The organism is Hydrogenophaga sp. 2FB, assembly GCF_005503365.1.
GTDB lineage: Bacteria > Pseudomonadota > Gammaproteobacteria > Burkholderiales > Burkholderiaceae_C > Hydrogenophaga.
Genome location: NZ_SCML01000030.1, coordinates 1 through 17,436, shown reverse-complemented (window position 1 = coordinate 17,436; position 17,436 = coordinate 1). Strand labels below are relative to the sequence as shown.

At 64.0% G+C, this 17,436-nt stretch carries 17 protein-coding genes; 4 read left to right on the top strand and 13 right to left on the bottom strand.

Annotated elements, in window-relative coordinates; all coding sequences use genetic code 11:
• Positions 1-21 precede the first annotated feature (21 nt).
• The 5 genes from FFS09_RS17840 to ltrA all read right to left on the bottom strand — a co-directional run bounded on the left by FFS09_RS17840 (position 22) and on the right by ltrA (position 4,962).
• Positions 22-999, bottom strand: a complete 978-nt coding sequence (locus FFS09_RS17840) for a beta-ketoacyl-ACP synthase III (protein ID WP_137920246.1) — start codon at positions 997-999, stop codon at positions 22-24.
• 18 nt (positions 1,000-1,017) lie between these two features.
• Positions 1,018-2,079: a phosphate acyltransferase PlsX gene (gene plsX / locus FFS09_RS17835; RefSeq protein ID WP_137920245.1), complete on the bottom strand. Its 1,062-nt coding sequence runs from the start codon at positions 2,077-2,079 to the stop codon at positions 1,018-1,020.
• 133 nt (positions 2,080-2,212) lie between these two features.
• Entirely contained in the window at positions 2,213-2,395 is a 183-nt protein-coding gene (rpmF, locus tag FFS09_RS17830; protein WP_005794249.1) for a 50S ribosomal protein L32, read from the bottom strand.
• 168 nt (positions 2,396-2,563) lie between these two features.
• The gene (locus FFS09_RS17825) at positions 2,564-3,133 is read right to left on the bottom strand and encodes a YceD family protein (protein WP_137920244.1); all 570 of its coding nucleotides are present in this window, start codon (positions 3,131-3,133) and stop codon (positions 2,564-2,566) included.
• 122 nt (positions 3,134-3,255) lie between these two features.
• Positions 3,256-4,962, bottom strand: a complete 1,707-nt coding sequence (ltrA, locus tag FFS09_RS17820) for a group II intron reverse transcriptase/maturase (protein WP_137920243.1) — start codon at positions 4,960-4,962, stop codon at positions 3,256-3,258.
• Positions 4,963-5,981: 1,019 nt separating this feature from the next.
• On the opposite strand from ltrA, the gene FFS09_RS17815 reads away from it, so the two are divergent.
• Both FFS09_RS17815 and FFS09_RS17810 read left to right on the top strand, forming a co-directional pair.
• Positions 5,982-6,596: a Maf family nucleotide pyrophosphatase gene (locus FFS09_RS17815; protein WP_137920242.1), complete on the top strand. Its 615-nt coding sequence runs from the start codon at positions 5,982-5,984 to the stop codon at positions 6,594-6,596.
• 59 nt (positions 6,597-6,655) lie between these two features.
• Positions 6,656-7,393 carry an SAM-dependent methyltransferase gene (locus FFS09_RS17810; protein ID WP_137920302.1) on the top strand — a complete coding sequence of 246 codons (738 nt, stop codon included), beginning with the start codon at positions 6,656-6,658 and terminating at the stop codon, positions 7,391-7,393.
• A 12-nt stretch (positions 7,394-7,405) separates the two neighbouring features.
• On the opposite strand, the gene galU is transcribed toward FFS09_RS17810, so the two are convergent.
• On the bottom strand, positions 7,406-8,299 hold the full coding sequence (gene galU / locus FFS09_RS17805) for a UTP--glucose-1-phosphate uridylyltransferase GalU (protein ID WP_137920241.1): 894 nt from the start codon (positions 8,297-8,299) through the stop codon (positions 7,406-7,408).
• Positions 8,300-8,433: 134 nt separating this feature from the next.
• On the opposite strand from galU, the gene FFS09_RS17800 reads away from it, so the two are divergent.
• Complete coding sequence (locus FFS09_RS17800; RefSeq protein WP_137920240.1) at positions 8,434-9,873, top strand: mannose-1-phosphate guanylyltransferase/mannose-6-phosphate isomerase; 1,440 nt, start codon at positions 8,434-8,436, stop codon at positions 9,871-9,873.
• A gap of 10 nt (positions 9,874-9,883) precedes the next feature.
• Positions 9,884-10,915: a UDP-glucose 4-epimerase GalE gene (gene galE / locus FFS09_RS17795; RefSeq protein WP_137920239.1), complete on the top strand. Its 1,032-nt coding sequence runs from the start codon at positions 9,884-9,886 to the stop codon at positions 10,913-10,915.
• Positions 10,916-10,939: 24 nt separating this feature from the next.
• Here the strand turns inward: galE and FFS09_RS17790 are convergent, their stop codons facing one another.
• From FFS09_RS17790 to xdhC, 7 genes are all read right to left on the bottom strand, one after another.
• Positions 10,940-11,908 (bottom strand): S49 family peptidase, encoded by a 969-nt coding sequence (locus FFS09_RS17790; protein WP_137920238.1) that lies wholly within the window; start codon positions 11,906-11,908, stop codon positions 10,940-10,942.
• A 14-nt stretch (positions 11,909-11,922) separates the two neighbouring features.
• Positions 11,923-12,303 (bottom strand): Rieske (2Fe-2S) protein, encoded by a 381-nt coding sequence (locus tag FFS09_RS17785; protein WP_137920237.1) that lies wholly within the window; start codon positions 12,301-12,303, stop codon positions 11,923-11,925.
• A gap of 6 nt (positions 12,304-12,309) precedes the next feature.
• Positions 12,310-12,969 (bottom strand): HAD family hydrolase, encoded by a 660-nt coding sequence (locus tag FFS09_RS17780; RefSeq protein ID WP_137920236.1) that lies wholly within the window; start codon positions 12,967-12,969, stop codon positions 12,310-12,312.
• 3 nt (positions 12,970-12,972) lie between these two features.
• Positions 12,973-13,815 (bottom strand): S-formylglutathione hydrolase, encoded by an 843-nt coding sequence (fghA, locus tag FFS09_RS17775; protein WP_137920235.1) that lies wholly within the window; start codon positions 13,813-13,815, stop codon positions 12,973-12,975.
• Positions 13,815-14,921, bottom strand: a complete 1,107-nt coding sequence (locus tag FFS09_RS17770; RefSeq protein ID WP_137920234.1) for an S-(hydroxymethyl)glutathione dehydrogenase/class III alcohol dehydrogenase — start codon at positions 14,919-14,921, stop codon at positions 13,815-13,817. The genes fghA and FFS09_RS17770 overlap by 1 nt, the downstream gene beginning before the upstream one ends.
• Positions 14,922-15,000: 79 nt before the next feature.
• Positions 15,001-16,197, bottom strand: coding sequence for a urate hydroxylase PuuD (locus tag FFS09_RS17765; protein WP_137920233.1), 1,197 nt, complete (start codon positions 16,195-16,197; stop codon positions 15,001-15,003).
• 147 nt (positions 16,198-16,344) lie between these two features.
• The gene (xdhC, locus tag FFS09_RS17760) at positions 16,345-17,184 is read right to left on the bottom strand and encodes a xanthine dehydrogenase accessory protein XdhC (protein WP_137920232.1); all 840 of its coding nucleotides are present in this window, start codon (positions 17,182-17,184) and stop codon (positions 16,345-16,347) included.
• Positions 17,185-17,436: the final 252 nt, after the last annotated feature.

Genomic DNA, 17,436 nt, shown 5'->3' with positions numbered 1-17,436 from the left:
TGGAGGCGCACCAGCGCCGGATCAGAAATCCAGCAGCACCGAGCCCCAGGTAAATCCACCGCCCACGCCTTCCAGCATCAGCGTGTCGCCACGCTTCACTTTGCCTTGGCGCACCGCGTGATCCAGTGCAAGCGGGATCGATGCGGCCGAGGTGTTGCCGTGCTCATCCACGGTGACCACCACCTTGTCCTGAGGCAGTTTGAGCTTGCGGGCCGTGCTCAGCATGATGCGGATGTTGGCCTGGTGCGGAATCAACCAATCGATGTCCTCGGTGGTCTTGCCCGCCTTTGCCAGCACGGTGCGGGCGGTGTCTTCCAGCACGCCCACCGCCAGCTTGAACACGGCCTGTCCATCCATCTTGAGCAGCGGATCGCCCAGGATCTGGCCGCCCGACACGTGACCCGGCACACACAGGATGCCCGTATGTTTGCCGTCGGCGTGGATGTCAGTGGCCAGGATGCCGGGGGTGTCGGACGCTTCCAGCACGACGGCACCAGCACCGTCGCCAAACAGCACGCAGGTGGTGCGGTCGTTGAAGTCGAGCAGGCGGCTGAAGATTTCGGAACCCACCACCAGCGCCTTGCTTGCGGTGCCCGAGCGTATGAGCGAATCCGCCACGGTCAGTGCATAGATGAATCCGCTGCAGACCGCCTGCACGTCGAACACCGGACAACCCGCAATGCCCAGCTTGTGCTGCAGGATCGCGGCCGTCGACGGAAACACCATGTCGGGCGTGGATGTGGCGACGATGATCAGATCGATCTCGCTGGCCGCGGCGCCCGCGGCCTCCAACGCCTTGCGGCAGGCATCGGCGGCCAGGTCGCTGGCGTACACGCCATCGGCCACAAAATGGCGCGCACGAATGCCCGTGCGCTCGACGATCCATTCGTCGCTGGTCTCCACACCGCGGGGGGCCAGCATGGCCACCATGTCGGCATTGGTCAGACGCTGGGGCGGCAGGCAACTGCCGGTGCCGGTGATGCGGGCGTAGCGTGTCATGCGAAGCGAATCGAAATTTCAGTGGGTCGGGGCGCTGTTCAACTCGCCCGGCAGCGATTCCGGCGAGTTCAGCAACTTGGCATGGGCAATGCGCTCTCGCACGTTGTCCAGCAATTGGTTGTGTGCCGCATCATAAGCGCGGGCAAGCGCCTGTTCGAAAGCAAACGCGTCGGCAGATCCATGGCTCTTGAACACCAGGCCTTGCAGGCCCAACAGCGCCGCGCCGTTGTACCGACGATGGTCCACACGGTTTTTAAACGCTTTTAGCACTGGATAAGCGCAAATGGCGCCTATTTTTCGGAAAATATTCTTGGAAAACTCTTCCCGAATGAAGCCGCTGATCATCGACGCCAAGCCTTCGCTGGCCTTGAGAGCCACGTTGCCGACAAAACCATCGCAGACAACGATGTCGGTCGTGCCCTTGAAAATGTCGTCACCTTCAATGTTTCCAAAAAAATTCAGATCACCGGCGTTGGAAGCATTTCGCAACAGGATGCCCGCTTTTTTGATGACTTCGCTGCCCTTGATAACTTCTTCACCGACATTGAGCAAGCCAACGGAGGGGGATTTTTGCCCTGAGGCCGCGGCCACCAAGGCAGAGCCCATCACGGCGAACTGAAGCAAGTGTTCGGCGGAACAATCGACGTTGGCGCCCAAGTCCAGCACGGTGGTCGCACCGCCTTTGGCGTTGGGCATCTGGGTGGCAATCGCTGGGCGATCAATGCCGTCCATGGTCTTGAGCACATAGCGGGCGATGGCCATCAGCGCACCGGTGTTGCCCGCCGAGACGGCGGCCTGGGCCGCGCCATCCTTGACCTGATTGATGGCGACGCGCATGGAGGAGTCTTTTTTGCGCCTCAACGCAACCTCCACCGGGTCCTCCATGGTGACGACCTCGGTCGCCGGCACCACACTGCAACGCGCATGCTTGAGCAGTTGAGGCCAGGCGCCAAACACCTCAGGCTGGCCAACCAGCAGCAATTTCGCCTGAGGGTGGCTGGACAGGAAGGCGGTACACGCAGGCACGGTGACCGCCGGCCCGACATCGCCTCCCATGCAATCCACAGCGATGGTGATCATGACAACACCCCGGATCGGGCGCCGAACGCACCCCAAGAATAAAAAAAGCCCGCATGCAGCATGCGGGCCTGGTCCTTCATGGCCAACCGGACCCCGTTCGCGACACCGCGGCGAGGCCCCTGGCAACCCGGCATTAGGCTTCGGACTTGTTTTTCAGCACTTGGCGGCCACGGTAGAAGCCATTGGGGCTGATGTGGTGGCGCAGGTGGGTTTCACCGGTGGTGGGTTCCACGGCGATGCCGGGCACGTTCAGCGCGTTGTGCGAACGGTGCATGCCACGCTTGGAAGGGGACTTTTTGTTTTGCTGAACAGCCATGGTGGGCTCCTGAAATCGGTAAGGGTCAAACGGAGTGGCAAAAACGGAGCACTGATGCAACCCCGCTCAACCGGTTTGTGCGCCTGACCAGAGCACATCGACAACGATGCAAATGGGTGTTGGCGCAAAGCCAAGCATTATAGCCCGAACGGCCTGGCATCGCTCAATCTACTTTTTCAGCCGGGCCAATGCCGCGAACGGGTTCTTGCGGACCTCGGTATCGCCCGCATCCACCTCGGGGTCGGTGGCCTGCATGGGCACCTGTACCGGGCAGACCTCGTGCATGGGCACAAGCGGCAGCTCCATCAGCAACTCGTCTTCCAGCACGTCGTGCAGGCGGGGTCGGGGTTCGAGGGCCAGCAGATCTTCTTCGCAATCGTCGTCTTCGGCGGCAGCGGCGGCCTCGTCTGCCACGAAGCGGAACCAGCGATCCACCGTCAGACCGGTATCCACCACACCCAGGCAACGCTGACAGGTCAGAGGCACATGGGTGTCGGCCTCAAGGTGCAACCACACCGCCGGAGCACCGCCCGATGCGGCCGGCCGCATCTCACCTTGCGCCTGCCAATGCACCGAGGCAGGCGCGCCATCAGCCGGCGCCGCCTCGGCATACAGCCGCTCGAACGCGGGCAGCGGCACCTCGGCCTCCAGGCGGGCGCCCGCCAGGGCGAAGGCGCGCACATCCAGCCGATCCGGGTTCCAGGCTGTCTTGGGGTTCGTTTTGGAGGGTAGGGACATAGTATTTCTACTATATCCCCCCCGAAGAACCGTACGTGCGCCTTTCAACGCATACGGCTCATGCACGACCACTGCTTCCACGGGGTCGGCGAGCTGCATAGCTCTACCCCATTTACTTCAGATTAAAGTCCCCGTGCTGGGACCGGCTTGGCTACCTCCAAACCTAGGGCGTGGATACGCCGGTGACACCATGGGTGTAGCAACACACGATTCTGTAGGCTGTCCGTGCCACCCAACCGTACTGGGACGATGTGGTGGTTGTCGAGCCCGCTATCTTCGTGGTCCATCTCTGTTCCACAGTGCGCACATTTGCCGTTCTGGTTCATCCACAGTTCCAGCCGCTGTCCGCTCCAGATGGCTTGCACCATTCTGTCGCGTTTGAGGCGTTCTCCGTAGGCTTCCCATGCAGGGTCAAAGGGGTTGTACTCCCCCTTGACCTTCTTGTGGCGGACAATTTTCGTGTCCGCGAGAAGGTACAGCCGCAGCCGCATTTCCTCGTTCCATCTGTTTAGTGCTGTGGCCTCAAATTCCCAGCGACCCGAGTCGTGATTCCAGTAGTGCTGAAATACTTTGCCTCGTGTCCACCGGGGGTGGCGGCGCATCCCCCATCGCCACAACCTCCAGAGAATCTGGTGGTCGAGCTTGGAGAACGTCGCCTTGGCCACTGCACCTTGATGGTATCGAGCCCAGCCCCGAAGGATTGGGTTTAGCTTCGCGATGAGTACCTTCTTTGGTGTCGAGAGGTGTTGTGCAATGACGTCCCTGACCTTGCCATAGAACGCTTTCACGTTCTTCTGGCTTGGCTTGATGAGCAGTTTCTCCGAGTACTTTCGGAAATTCCACCCGAGGAAGTCAAACCCTTCGTCGATATGCACGATGCGTGTCTTCCCCGCGTGCAGTTGCAATCCTCGCTCGCGCAAGAATGCTTCCACCCACGGTCGGACCACGGTTTCAAGCACCTCTTTCGAGTCGCCCGTCACCACGAAGTCATCGGCATACCGCACCAAGTTGACCTTGGTTTTTCTGGCTTTGGCGATTCCCATTTGGTTCTGCAAGAACCGCATGAGACCCGCTTCGAGCCCGTCCAGCGTCAGGTTCGCCAGCAGCGGCGAGATGATCCCCCCTTGGGGCGTTCCCGCTTCCGTTTTCTGGAGCTGCTGTTTGTCCACCACTCCGCAGCGCAACCACTCCCCCAGCACCCGCTTGTTCATACGAACGTTGGCGAGCAACCAGTCGTGGTTGATGTTGTCGAAGAACCCCGTGATGTCCGCATCCAACACCCAGCGAGCCGAGGCTTTCTTGGCGAGGGACAGGAACAATTGCTGCCGCGCGTCGTGCGTGGACCGACCTTTTCTGAACCCATACGAGTTCGGGTCGGCATGACACTCTGCGGCGGGCTCCATGGCCAACAAGCACAGGGCTTGCATCGCACGGTCCCGCATGGTCGGGATGCCCAGGGGGCGTTCCTTTCCATCGGCCTTTGGTATCCAGACCCGCTTTAGCGGCAGGGCCCGGTATCCGTTGGCGCTCAATCGACTGACTGCGTTCCATTTCTTCTGCGGCGTATCCCAAAGTTCGCGGTCCACGCCACTGGTCCGCTTCCCTTGGTTCTCGGTAACTTTCCTGACCGCCAATGCCTTGGCTTGCCAGGATCGGGTCAGGCTCCGCTGAAGTCGTTTGACCCTGCGGAAATCCTTCGCCAGTTCTGCCTGCGCGATTCTCGATTGCGCTTTCCCTACGAAGTATTGAACAGCCTTCCAGTCAATGGAGTGCCACTCGCTCACCTCGTCCGGGGACGCAGCATCGAAATCGCTCTCGATGTAATCCATACCTTCTCCGGTTCGGTTAGGACCCGGTTGAAGGCACCCATCCCCGGAGGGACAGATGCCCTCCGGGTCGGTTGTTGAAAGACGCTCACGGCTCGCGCCGTCGCACCTGTTGCAAGTCAGCGGGCTTTCACCCCGGGGCAAATCTTGAACCCCTATGCCGCCCATTACAGACGACCATTCGCTTTTTGCAACTTCCTCTGCCCGCTACACCATGGCCCTCGCTTGCGCTTGGGTTGCCACGACCCGGGTGGGCTGTGGCGGTGCGTCGGGTTTACCTCGTTTCCCAAGATGCCCTGGCGGTCGGCAGACCGACAGATGGGGTTAGGGACTCACTATCCGCCGGATGCTAGGTGTGGAACGAGTCGAGTTGTATGACACCCGACTCCCAGCATCGTGCCTTTTGGCCGCAGCTCCCCATCCCTAGGGATGAGACACAAGCGTAAGCTGACTACTGCTCGCGACGGTTCAGACGTGAGTTCACATTACGTTTCCCATACCCTTTTCCTCGACATCCTCCTTCTGACTTGCTTCGAAGGTCGGCCCCGCTCACGCGTGACCTGTGTGCCTTGCGGCGCAGGATGTTTTACCCGCAGCTTCACACCCCCGGATTACTCCAGACGCATGTGCGGACGAGGACGCGTCGTTCCAGACGCGGTTCGGTTGAGAACAAGACACCTTGAGCGGTGCCGCTCATAGATAGTTCTGCTGTTGGGCAAATTGCAACCGTTTGTAAAACGCGCGCAACTTAACCTCCGAGCAGAGATTTGTGTCTCTTTTCGGCTACGAATCAGGTCCCGGAGGAGCCCGATCGAACGTTCGGATGCCCTTGTGGGGGTCCGTCTGTTGCAGCCGAGAGAGGGCCTTTCGGCTGCACAAATTCGCCCCCATTTCAGAGGACGTTTCCCGTGTCCTCCATAGAGAAAACGGGCTATCGTTGTATGTCGTCGTGTAGACGACTATGAGGCGACTTCGAGTCGCACCATGCGGGCAGTGTAAAAGATTGCACCGAAAATACCGGGATGACACCAGCTTCCGACACGCTACCGCCGCCTTCCACGCGCGCACTCATCCTCGGCTCGACCTCGCGCTACCGCCACGAACTGCTTTCCCGGTTGGGGCTGCCATTCGAAGCCGTTGCGCCCCAGGTGGACGAAACCCCCCACCCCGGCGAGGCACCTGCCGCCCTGGCTTTGCGGCTGGCCATTGAGAAGGCGCGCAACGTGGCGCAACGCCACCCACAGGCGGTGGTGATCGGCAGTGACCAGGTGGCCGACCTGCACGGCGAGCCCCTGGGCAAGCCGGGCACCCATGAGCGCGCCGTTGCCCAGTTGCGGCGCATGCGGGGCCAAACGGTGGTTTTTCAGACGGCGTTGGCCGTGGTATGCCAGGCCACCGGGTTCGAGCAGCACGACATCGCCGCCGTTCGCGTGGTGTTTCGCGATCTGAGCGACGACGAAATCGAGCACTACCTCCGAAAGGAGCAGCCCTACGACTGCGCCGGCAGCGCCAAGAGCGAAGGCCTGGGCATTGCCTTGCTGGAGCGCATCGACAACGACGACCCCACCGCCCTGGTCGGCTTGCCGCTGATCCGCACCTGCCGCATGGTCCGCGCGGCTGGAGTGCAGATATTGTGAGCACCCACTCTGACAAGCGGGGAGCCCTCTATCTGGTGCCAACGCCGCTGGATTTCGGCATGGCGCAGGACACGCCCATGCCGCCTGGCGAGTGGTTGCCGGCCGAAACCATGGCGGTGACCAGCCGCCTCACGCACTGGATCACCGAAAACGCCAAAAGCACGCGCGCCTTCCTCAAGCGGGTGGAGGCGGTGTCCGGCTTGGCCGCGCCTCTGCAAGCGCAACAGATCGCCGAACTGCCGCGAGCGGCGCACAAGAAGGGCGACCACGCACCGCAAGCCGGCAACGACGCCGAAGCCCAGGCACTCCTGGCGCCCGCCTTGCTCGGGCACGACGTGGGCCTGGTCAGCGAAGCCGGCATGCCTGCCATCGCCGACCCGGGCAGCTCCATCGTGCGGGCTGCGCATGCGATGGGTTTGCGCGTGGTGCCGCTCACCGGCCCGATCTCGCTCATGTTGGCGCTGGCGGCCAGCGGGCTCAACGGGCAGAACTTCGCCTTCGTCGGCTACGTGCCGCAAGAAACCACCGAGCGGGCCAAGCGCCTGCGCGAGCTGGAGGCGGTGGCGCTGAAAACCGGGCAGACGCAGATGTTCATCGAAACGCCCTACCGCAACGTCGCCTTGCTGCAGGCGGCATTGCAAACGCTGCACCCGCACACACGCCTGGCGGTATGCAGCGCGCTCACGTTGCCGCAGCAGGTGTGCCGCAGCGGATTGGTCGGCGAGTGGAAGCGGGACAAGCGGCTGCAGGAGTCCCTCCCCCTGGACGCACCGAGCGTGTTCCTGCTCGGGCGTTAGAGGCAGAGGCGATCAGGAGGACAGCGCCAAGCGCTTGAGGTGGGCGCGCACCGAGCCGCTGAGTTCGGCATTGGCCAGCGCCAGGTCGATCGTGGCCTCGAGAAAGCCTTCCTTGCTGCCGCAGTCGTAGCGCTTGCCTTCGTAGCGGAAGGCCTGCACCTTTTCCTTGCCGATGAGGGCAGCGATGCCGTCGGTGAGCTGGATTTCGCCACCGGCGCCACGCGGCTGCTGGCGAATGCTCTCGAACACCGCGGGCGTGAGGATGTAGCGCCCCGCCACCGCCAGCGTCGACGGCGCCACATCGGGCGCGGGCTTCTCCACCATGGCAAACACCTCGGCCAGTGCCTGTGCTGCGCCGTGCACGTCCACGACGCCGTAACGGCGGGTTTCGGCGCGCGGCACATCCTGCACCGCGAGCACCGTGCCCGGGCTGGATTCGTAGGCCTGCACCATCTGTTGCAGCACGGTCGCGCCACCGGTTGCCTGGTCCTTGCCCATCATCAAATCGTCGGCCAGCAGCACCGCAAAAGGCTCGTCGCCCACCAGTCGCTCGGCGCACAGCACGGCATGGCCCAGCCCCAGCGCGCGCGGCTGGCGCACATAGACACAGTCCATGTCGTCGGGCTTGATCGAGTGCACCAGGTCCAGCAGCGCGCTCTTGCCCGCGGCCTCGAGCTCCATCTCCAGTTCGTAGGCGGTGTCGAAATGGTCTTCGATGGCGCGCTTGTGACGACCGGTCACAAAAATCATTTCGCGGATACCGGCCGCATAGGCCTCTTCCACGGCGTACTGCATCAGCGGCTTGTCCACCACCGGCAACATCTCTTTGGGGATGGCCTTGGTGGCGGGCAGAAAGCGGGTGCCGAGCCCTCCCACTGGGAACACGGCTTTTCGAATGGTCTTCATATGTGCGGTAACTCCGAAACAGCGAAGGTGAAACAGCTGTCCATAATAACGATCGCTTGTACGCAGCCGCTACACTGGGTCGCGCATCCCGCAACCATGTGTGACATGGCCTTCAACCCTTCTGCCCCTCTCGCATGAGCATCACTCCTGTCATCCTCTGCGGCGGATCTGGCACACGTCTGTGGCCATTGAGTCGTCAAAGTTTTCCGAAACAGTTTGTACCGCTCGTGGGCGACAAAAGCCTGCTGCAACTCACACTCGATCGCCTGGCCTGGTGCGACAACACCGTGATCTGCGTGGCGGCCGAAGACCACCGCTTTCTGGTGGCCGATGCCATCGAAGCGGAGCACGTCCCGGGGCAGGTGTTGCTGGAGCCAGCCGCGCGCAACACCGCGGCGGCCATGGCCCTGGCCGCGTTGCTGGCGCGCTCCGCCGCCAACGCCGATCCGCTGTTGCTGTTCTGCCCTTCGGACCACCACATCCCCGATGCGGCCGCGTTCGCCCAGACCGTCCGACAGGGTGTGCCCGCAGCCGAAGGCGGCGCCATCGTCACCTTTGGCGTGATGCCCAGCTTTCCCAGCAGCGCATACGGTTACATCCAGCAAGGCGATGACCGCAGCGATGGCAGCCGCAAGGTGGCCCGTTTCATCGAGAAGCCCGCGCCCGACGCCGCACAGGCGCTGCTGCTGCAGGGCAACGTGCTGTGGAATGCCGGCATCTTCCTGACCCGGGCCAGCACCTTGCTTGCAGCACTGAAGCAACACGCACCCGACATCCTGCAGTCTTGCGAAAAGGCCATGGCCACCCCCCAACAGGACACCGTCGGGCAGATCCATTTCGTGCGCCCGCAAGCCGAGTCCTTCCTCGCCTGCCGCTCCCAGAGCATCGACTACGCCGTGATGGAGCCGCACGACAACGTGGCGGTGGTGCCCTTCCAGGGCCAGTGGAGCGACGTGGGCAGCTGGAATGCCGTGGCCGAGCTCAGCGCCGCCGACGACGCTGGCAACCGCATCACGGGCCAAGGCCATGCCCTGAACGCGCGCAACACCTTCATTCACGCGCCGGGTCGCACCGTGGTGGCCCTGGGCACGCAGGATCTGTTGATCATCGACACGCCCGATGCCTTGCTGGTCGCCCAACGCGACCATGCCGAGCAAGTCAAAGACGTGGTCGCACACCTCTCGCAACGCAAGATTCCACAGGCCGCCATGCACCGCCGCGTGGCACGTCCCTGGGGTTGGTACGACAGCGTCGACATGGGCGAGCGTTTCCAGGTCAAGCGCATCGGCGTGAAGCCGGGCGCGTCGCTCAGCCTGCAAAAGCACCACCACCGCGCCGAGCACTGGATCATCGTCAAGGGCACGGCCGAGATCACGCGCGGCCAGGAGGTGTACCTGCTGTCCGAAAACCAGTCCACGTACATCCCTATTGGCGAGGTGCACCGCCTGCACAACCCCGGCAAGATGACGCTGGAGATGATCGAGGTGCAATCGGGCAGCTACCTCGGCGAAGACGACATCGTGCGACTGGAGGACGTGTACGGCCGCCAGTCCGACGCCACCCCGAAAAAGTGAGTTCGCAGCCATGAAAGTTCTGCTCACCGGCGGCGCCGGCTATATCGGAAGCCACACCGCCGTGGCGCTCATCGAAGCCGGGTTTGAGCCGGTGGTGCTGGACAACTTCGCCAACAGCCACCCGGTAGTGATGGAGCGGCTGGCGCAAATCACTGGCCGTGCGGTGCCGCTGGAACGCGGCGACGTACTCGACACGCCCTGGCTGGAAGACGTGTTGCGCCGCCACCGCCCCACCGGCGTGGTGCACTTCGCCGGTGACAAGGCGGTGGGCGAAAGCGTGGCGCTGCCCCTGAAGTACTTCCACAACAACATTGGCGGCGCGGTCAGCCTGCTGCGCGCCATGGAAACGCTGCACGCGGAAGACCCGGACAGGGCTCCCACGCTGGTGTTCTCCAGCAGCGCCACGGTGTACGGTGACCCTGCCACGGTGCCGATCACTGAGGACTTTCCGCGCAGTCACACGAATCCCTACGGTCACAGCAAGCTGGTGATCGAGGACATGCTCAGCGCACTTGTGGCGGCCCGCCCGGCGTGGCGCGTGGGCACGCTGCGGTACTTCAACCCGGTGGGCGCGCACCCCAGTGGCCTGATCGGCGAAGACCCGGCCGGCATTCCGAACAACCTCATGCCCTATGTGGCGCAGGTGGCCGTGGGCCAGCGCGAGCACCTCAATGTGTTCGGGGGCGATTACCCCACGCCCGACGGCACCGGTGTGCGCGACTACATCCATGTGCAAGACCTCGCCGCTGGCCACGTTGCCGCGATGAAGGCCCTGCTCGGGCGCGGTGAAAGCTTCACCGTGAACCTGGGCACCGGCCGGGGCCACAGCGTGCTGGAAGTGGTGCGGGCGTTCGAGCAGGCCAGCGGTCGCCCCGTGCCCTATCAGATCGCCGCCCGGCGGGCGGGGGATGTGGCCCAGTGCTGGGCCGATCCGGCGCTGGCCAGGCGCCTGCTCGGCTGGCAGGCGCAACGCACGCTGCAGGAAATGTGCACCGACGCCTGGCGCTGGCAGAGCGGCAACCCGAACGGCTATAGAAGCTGAGCGCCGCCGAAGGCGGCGCGGGGGTTACCTCAGAGATACACCAGCGGCGCGAGCGGCGTGGAACACGCCCTCACCCATACTCGCCCCGAAACGTTTGGCCAGGCGCAGGCCCACGTTTTCGCGCTGTGTGTAGTCCACGATTTCTTCGGCCTTGACGATTTCTCGCGCCACGTAGTCAAGGTTGCCCATGCCATCAGCCAGGCCCAGTTTCACGGCCTGCTGACCGTTCCACACCAGGCCGCTGAAGGTGTCGCCGTTTTCCTTCAAGCGATCGCCGCGGCCCTTCTTCACCACGTCGATGAACTGGGTGTGGATCTCGCCCAGCATCTGCTGCATGTAGGCGCGCTGGTTGTCGTCCAGCGGGCTGAAGGGATCGAGCATGCCCTTGTTGGCACCCGCGGTCATGAGGCGGCGTTCGACGCCGAGCTTTTCCATCAGGCCGGTGAACCCGAAGCCATCCATGAGCACGCCAATGCTGCCCACCAGACTGGCTTTGTCCACATAGATGTCGTCCGCCGCGGCGGCGATGTAGTAAGCCGCCGACGCGCAGGTTTCTTCGACCACCGCGTACACCTTCTTTTCGTGCAAACCCTTCAGGCGCGTGATCTCGTCGTTGATGATGCCGGCCTGCACCGGGCTGCCGCCTGGCGAGTTGATCAGCAGGACCACGGCCTGCGCGCCCTCGTCCTCGAACGCCGTGCGCAGCGAGGCCACCACGTTCTCGGCGCTGGCCTCGGCACCGCTGGCGATCTCGCCCTTGATGTCGACCACCGCGGTGTGCGGCGTGCTGACGGCCGCCGTGTTGTTGGTGGTGTAGACCAGCCAGACGATCGCGCCGATGAGGACCAGCCAGAACAGCCGGTTGAAGATCTTCCAGCGGCGCGCGGACTGCTGCTCGCGGATGGTCGCGAAAACGAGTTTTTCGATCGTGGCGCGCTCCCAGCCACGGTCGGGGTTGCTGGAACCGGGCAGGCCCAAGGGATCGTCGTTCATGGTGTCAAGCGTTCTCAGAATTCAAGAGGTTTGAGGTGGTATTGTGACCGCCAGTGGACCACCCCGTCGTGCTCCACCAGCTCGATCTTCACCAACCCACCTCGACACGGCCCGCCCCGGCACGCGCCGGTATCGGGGTCGTACACCGCGCCGTGCGTGGCGCAGAGCAACCAGCGGCCGCTGTCGTCGAAGAACTGGTCGGGCTGCCAGTCCATCTCCATGGCGACGTGGGCGCAGCGGTTCAGGTACGCGTGTGGCTGGCCCTGGTAGCGGATGGCGAAGGCGCGGCAGGTCTGGCCGGCATACACCACGTCGAACGACACGGCCCGCCCTCCGTCGACCAGGTCCTGGCTGTTGCACAGCGCGTAAACCGGATCGTCGGCGGGTGTGTTCATGACAGCTCAGGCGTTCAGGTTCAGCCAGTCGTGCAGCCCGCGCACCGAGTGCGCCACATGCAAGGGATTGAGCTCCGCAAACGTGGCCGGCTCGTGCGCGCCGTAGCTCACGCCCACGCTCGCGCAGCCCGCGTTGATGGCCATCTGCAGGTCGTGCGTGGTGTCGCCGATCATCAAGGTGCGCTCGGCCTGCACGCCGAATTCGCGCATCAGTTCGTGCAGCATGAGCGGGCTCGGTTTGCCCGCGGTTTCATCGGCCGTGCGCGAGCCATCGAACACGCCCTTCAACTCCACCGTGTCCAGCACCTCGTCCAGGCCCCTGCGGCTCTTGCCGGTGGCCACGGCCAGCCAGTGGTGGCGTTGCTTGAGTTCGGTCAGCATGGGCAGAACGCCCTCGAACAGGCTCAGGTCGTTCTGCGCTGCCGTGTAGTGGTGGCGGTAGCGCTGGCCCAGCAAGGGGTATTTCTCGCGCGGCACGTCCGGCGCAGCGTGCTCCAGGGCCTGCATGAGACCCATGCCGATCACGTAGGTGGCGGCTTCGCGCGTGGGCGGGTTGCCGCCCACGTCGATCACGGCCGCCTGGATGCAGCGCGCGATCAGCGCGGTGGAGTCGAACAGGGTGCCGTCCCAGTCGAAGGCGATCAGGTCGAATTGGCGCGGGCGCATGGGTCAGGCGGCTAGGGTTTGCGCGTGGTGGCGCAAGTGGTCTTCGATGAAGCTGGCGATGAAGTAATAGCCGTGGTCGTAGCCTTCATGCCGACGCAGCGTGAGCGCCTGGCCGGCCTGCGCGCACGCGGCTTCGAACAGGTGCGGGTGCAACTGCGTCGGCAGGAAGTTGTCGGCCAGACCCTGGTCGATCAGCAAGGGCGGTGCCTTGTGGCCGGCCTTCACGAGTTCCGTGGCGTCGTGCGCGGCCCAGGCCGCGCGGTCCGCGCCCAGATAGCCGGTGAAGGCTTTCTCGCCCCAGGGACATTGCATGGGCGCGGCGATGGGCGCGAAGGCCGAGACGCTCTGGTACAGCCCCGGGTGGCGCAAGGCCAGCGTGAGCGCGCCGTGCCCGCCCATGGAATGGCCGAACAGGCCGACGCGGTCAGCGCGCGCCGGGAACTGCGCGAGCACCAGCGCGCGCAGTTCCTTCGTGATCCAGCTTTCCATGCGGAAGTGCTTCGACCAGGGTCCCTGCGTCGCGTCCAGATAGAAGCCGGCGCCATAGCCGAAATCCCAGGCCGCGCTGGCACCCGCGATGCCGGTCTCGCGCGGGCTGGTGTCGGGCGTCACGAGCATGAGGCCGAGTTCGGCCGCCATCCGTTGCGCACCGGCCTTGATGGCAAAGGTTTCTTCGCTGCAGGTGAGGCCGGCCAGGTAGAAGAGCACCGGCACCGGACCCTTCGCGGCCTGTGCCGGCACGAACACGCCGAACTTCATCGGCAAACCGACCTCGGTCGAGGCGTGGCGGTAAAACCCCTGCACACCGCCGAAGCAGTGGTGCTCGCTAAGCGTTTCCAGGTTCATCAAAACTCCACAACAGCGCGGATGGATTCGCCGCGTTTCATGAGGGCAAAGCCTTCGTTGATATCGGCCAGCTTGAGCTTGTGCGTGATCAGGTCGTCGATGTTGATCTTGCCTTCCATGTACCAGTCCACGATCTTCGGCACATCGGTGCGGCCGCGCGCGCCACCGAAGGCCGAGCCCTCCCACTTGCGGCCGGTGACGAGCTGGAACGGGCGCGTGCTGATCTCGGCGCCGGCCTCGGCCACGCCGATGATGATGCTGCGCCCCCACCCCTTGTGCGTGCACTCCAGCGCGTCGCGCATCACCTTGGTGTTGCCGATGCACTCGAAGCTGTAGTCCGCCCCACCGTCGGTGAGCTGCACGATGGCATCGACCACGTTCTCGGTGTTCTTCGGGTTGATGAAGTGCGTCATGCCGAACTTGCGCGCCATGGCTTCGCGCTCGGGGTTCAGATCGACGCCGATGATCTTGTCCGCGCCCACCATCTTCGCGCCCTGGATCACGTTCAGGCCGATGCCGCCCAGGCCAAACACGACCACGTTCGCACCCGCCTCCACCTTGGCGGTGAAGATCACCGCGCCGATGCCGGTGGTGACGCCACAGCCGATGTAGCAGACCTTGTCGAACGGTGCGTCCTCGCGGATCTTGGCCAGCGAGATCTCGGGTGCGACGGTGTAGTTGCTGAAGGTGCTGGTGCCCATGTAGTGGAAGATGGGCTTGCCGTCCAGGCTGAAGCGGCTGGTGGCGTCAGGCATCAGGCCCTTGCCCTGGGTGCCGCGGATGAGCTGGCACAGGTTGGTCTTGCGGCTCAGGCAGAACTTGCACTGGCGGCATTCGGGGGTGTAGAGCGGGATGACATGGTCGCCCTTCTTGAGCGTGGTCACGCCCGGGCCCACGTCGACCACGATGCCCGCGCCTTCGTGGCCCAGGATGGCCGGGAAGATGCCTTCGGGGTCCGCGCCCGAGAGCGTGTAGTAGTCGGTGTGGCAGATGCCGGTGGCCTTGATCTCCACCAGCACTTCGCCGAACTTCGGACCTTGCAGGTCCACGGTTTCGATGGTGAGAGGTTGGCCTGCTGTCCAGGCCACGGCGGCTTGCGTCTTCATGGTGTGCTCTGCTCGGGAGTGGTGAAATCGGTCACGAGGTTACCGCAGATCACATACCCCGGCGCGCACCGCGGCGGTGTCAATCCGTCCGTGCGCCACCTTTGAACCACTGCCCGATCAGGGCACGCTCTTCCTCGGTCACGCCGGTCGCGTTGTTCATCGGCATCACGCGCGTGACCACCGCCTGCTGGTACACCGCTTGTGCGTGCAGCTTGACCGCGTCGGGCGTGTCCAGGCGCACGTTCTTGGACTGCAGCGCATCGCCATGGCACATCACGCAGCGCTGGTCGAGGATCGGCTTGAGCTGCGCATAGCTCACCGTCTGGGGGACGGCCACGGCCTGCACCGGCGCGGGTTTGAGCCAGACGATCAGCGCGATCAACACCACCACGCCGACCGCGGCATACGGCCAGGGGTGCTTGTTGCGGCCCAGCTTGAAACCGTGGCGCATGACGAAGAACTGGCGGATGGCAGCGCCCGCGAACATCATGCCGATCAGGATCAGCCAGTTGTAGGCGTGCGTGTAGGTGAAGCTGTAGTGGTTGCTCAGCATCGCGAACAACACCGGCAGCGTGAAGTAGGTGTTGTGCACGCTGCGCTGCTTGCCGCGCTGGCCATGGATCGGGTCGACCGGGCGGCCGGCCTTGAGATCGGCCACCACGGTGCGTTGGCCGGGGATGATCCAGAAGAACACGTTGGCGCTCATGGCCGTGGCGATCATCGCGCCCACCAGCAGGAAGGCCGCGCGCCCGGCGAAGAGTTGTGTGGCCAGCCAGGCCGCCACACAGACCAGCACCAGCACCAGCGCGCCCACCTTGGCGTCGCCGTTCTTCGTCTGGCCCAGCGTGCGGCAGATCGCGTCGTACAACAACCAGAACACCACCAGGAAGGCCAGCGCCGCCGAGATCGCGGCGGCCGGGCTCCAATCCATCACCTTGGGGTCGATCAGGTAGACGCTCGGGCTCCACAAGTAGGAAATGAGGAACAGTGCAAAGCCCGAGAGCCAGGTCGAATAACTCTCCCAGTAGAACCAGTGCAGGTGATCCGGCAACTTGGGTGGCGACACCGCGAACTTCACCGGGTGGTAGAACCCGCCGCCGTGCACGGCCCAGAGTTCGCCGCTGACGCCGTCCTTCTTGAGTTGCTCGTCCTCGGGCGGCGTGAGGCTGCTGTCGAGAAAGACGAAGTAGAAGGAAGAGCCAATCCAGGCGATCGCGACGATGACGTGCAGCCAGCGCAGCAGCAGATTGGCCCAGTCGAGCAGATACGTTTCCATGAGCACCTCAATGCAAGGTCAACACTTGCGACTCACCACCGCGGGCGCTCTGAGTCGTCTGAGGGCCGCGATTGGGTGTTGTGGGAACACCTGCTCCGCTGCGACCGGTCGCCAAAGTGTATACAGTTTTTGGAAACATTCAAGCGTTCACGTCTTGGGGTTTTCCGCAGTTTCGAGCAACAACTGCGCCACAACCGACACCGCAATCACCGCCGGTTGTTTGCCGCCAATGCCGGGCAGACCGATCGGGCAGGTGATGCGCGCCAGCTCGGCGTCGCTGAACCCGCGGTGGCGCAAGCGGCTGCGGAAGGTGGCCCATTTGGTGGCGCTGCCGATGAGGCCGATGAAGCCCAGGTCGGCGCGCTCGCGCAGGCGCTGCAGGCAGGTGGCGACGATGTCGAGGTCTTCGGCGTGCGAGAAGCTCATGATGAGCACGCAGGAACCGGGTGTGAGGTCGCGCACCGCGGACTGCACCGGATCGGAGTGCTCGGCGCGCACGTGGGCCGGCAGGTCTTGCGGAAACACCTCGTCGCGGCTGTCGATCCAGGTGACGTCGAACGGCAACGGCGCCAGCGCCTGCACGATCGCACGCCCCACATGCCCGCCGCCGAACAAGGCCAGTGGCGTTTGTCCCGCGCTCAGCCGCTCGCGCAGCTCGGCGATGTGCGAAGCATCGACCAGCTCGAACCGCAAGACCAGCGCGCCGCCGCAACACTGCCCCAGGCTGGGGCCGAGCACCACGGACTGCTCCCACGCGGGTGGCGCATCGGCCGGCGCCCGCGCCAGCGCGTCGCGCGCCTGGCGCATCGCGTCCCACTCCAGATGGCCGCCGCCGATGGTCCCGATGGGGCTGTCGGCGGCGCCTGGAAACACCGCCATCCACGCGCCCGACTCGCGCGGCACCGAACCTTTCGTGACGCCAACCGTCACCAGCACGGCGCGCTGCGTCGCCAGATGCAATAGAAAGGCATTAAGGTCGGCAAACATGTGTGGCGTGAACGTCAAAAAATATGTATGGATACGTAATCACCGTATAGACGGAGGAGTATCCGCCGTTACTGTACCGAGGCCTTGATGAAACCGCCGATAGACTCCATCCGCCTCGCCATATGGTCCACCCATCGAAGACCTTGCCGCGACGCCCGTTCTGCCCCATAAGTTCGCCCACATGAGACAAACCGCATCCGCTCCCCGCCCGGCCAAAACCCGCTCCACCTGGGGCTGGCTGGGCCTCTGCAC

Coding starts and splice junctions, on each gene's coding strand:
- FFS09_RS17815 (WP_137920242.1), top strand. CDS start 5,982: ATGACACCAGCTTCCGACACGCTACCGCCGCCTTCCACGCGCGCACTC.
- FFS09_RS17770 (WP_137920234.1), bottom strand. CDS start 14,921: ATGAAGACGCAAGCCGCCGTGGCCTGGACAGCAGGCCAACCTCTCACC.
- FFS09_RS17800 (WP_137920240.1), top strand. CDS start 8,434: ATGAGCATCACTCCTGTCATCCTCTGCGGCGGATCTGGCACACGTCTG.
- FFS09_RS17825 (WP_137920244.1), bottom strand. CDS start 3,133: ATGTCCCTACCCTCCAAAACGAACCCCAAGACAGCCTGGAACCCGGAT.
- galE (WP_137920239.1), top strand. CDS start 9,884: ATGAAAGTTCTGCTCACCGGCGGCGCCGGCTATATCGGAAGCCACACC.
- xdhC (WP_137920232.1), bottom strand. CDS start 17,184: ATGTTTGCCGACCTTAATGCCTTTCTATTGCATCTGGCGACGCAGCGC.
- galU (WP_137920241.1), bottom strand. CDS start 8,299: ATGAAGACCATTCGAAAAGCCGTGTTCCCAGTGGGAGGGCTCGGCACC.
- ltrA (WP_137920243.1), bottom strand. CDS start 4,962: ATGGATTACATCGAGAGCGATTTCGATGCTGCGTCCCCGGACGAGGTG.
- FFS09_RS17785 (WP_137920237.1), bottom strand. CDS start 12,303: ATGAACACACCCGCCGACGATCCGGTTTACGCGCTGTGCAACAGCCAG.
- rpmF (WP_005794249.1), bottom strand. CDS start 2,395: ATGGCTGTTCAGCAAAACAAAAAGTCCCCTTCCAAGCGTGGCATGCAC.
- fghA (WP_137920235.1), bottom strand. CDS start 13,815: ATGAACCTGGAAACGCTTAGCGAGCACCACTGCTTCGGCGGTGTGCAG.
- FFS09_RS17810 (WP_137920302.1), top strand. CDS start 6,656: ATGGCGCAGGACACGCCCATGCCGCCTGGCGAGTGGTTGCCGGCCGAA.
- plsX (WP_137920245.1), bottom strand. CDS start 2,079: ATGATCACCATCGCTGTGGATTGCATGGGAGGCGATGTCGGGCCGGCG.
- FFS09_RS17790 (WP_137920238.1), bottom strand. CDS start 11,908: ATGAACGACGATCCCTTGGGCCTGCCCGGTTCCAGCAACCCCGACCGT.
- FFS09_RS17780 (WP_137920236.1), bottom strand. CDS start 12,969: ATGCGCCCGCGCCAATTCGACCTGATCGCCTTCGACTGGGACGGCACC.
- FFS09_RS17840 (WP_137920246.1), bottom strand. CDS start 999: ATGACACGCTACGCCCGCATCACCGGCACCGGCAGTTGCCTGCCGCCC.
- FFS09_RS17765 (WP_137920233.1), bottom strand. CDS start 16,197: ATGGAAACGTATCTGCTCGACTGGGCCAATCTGCTGCTGCGCTGGCTG.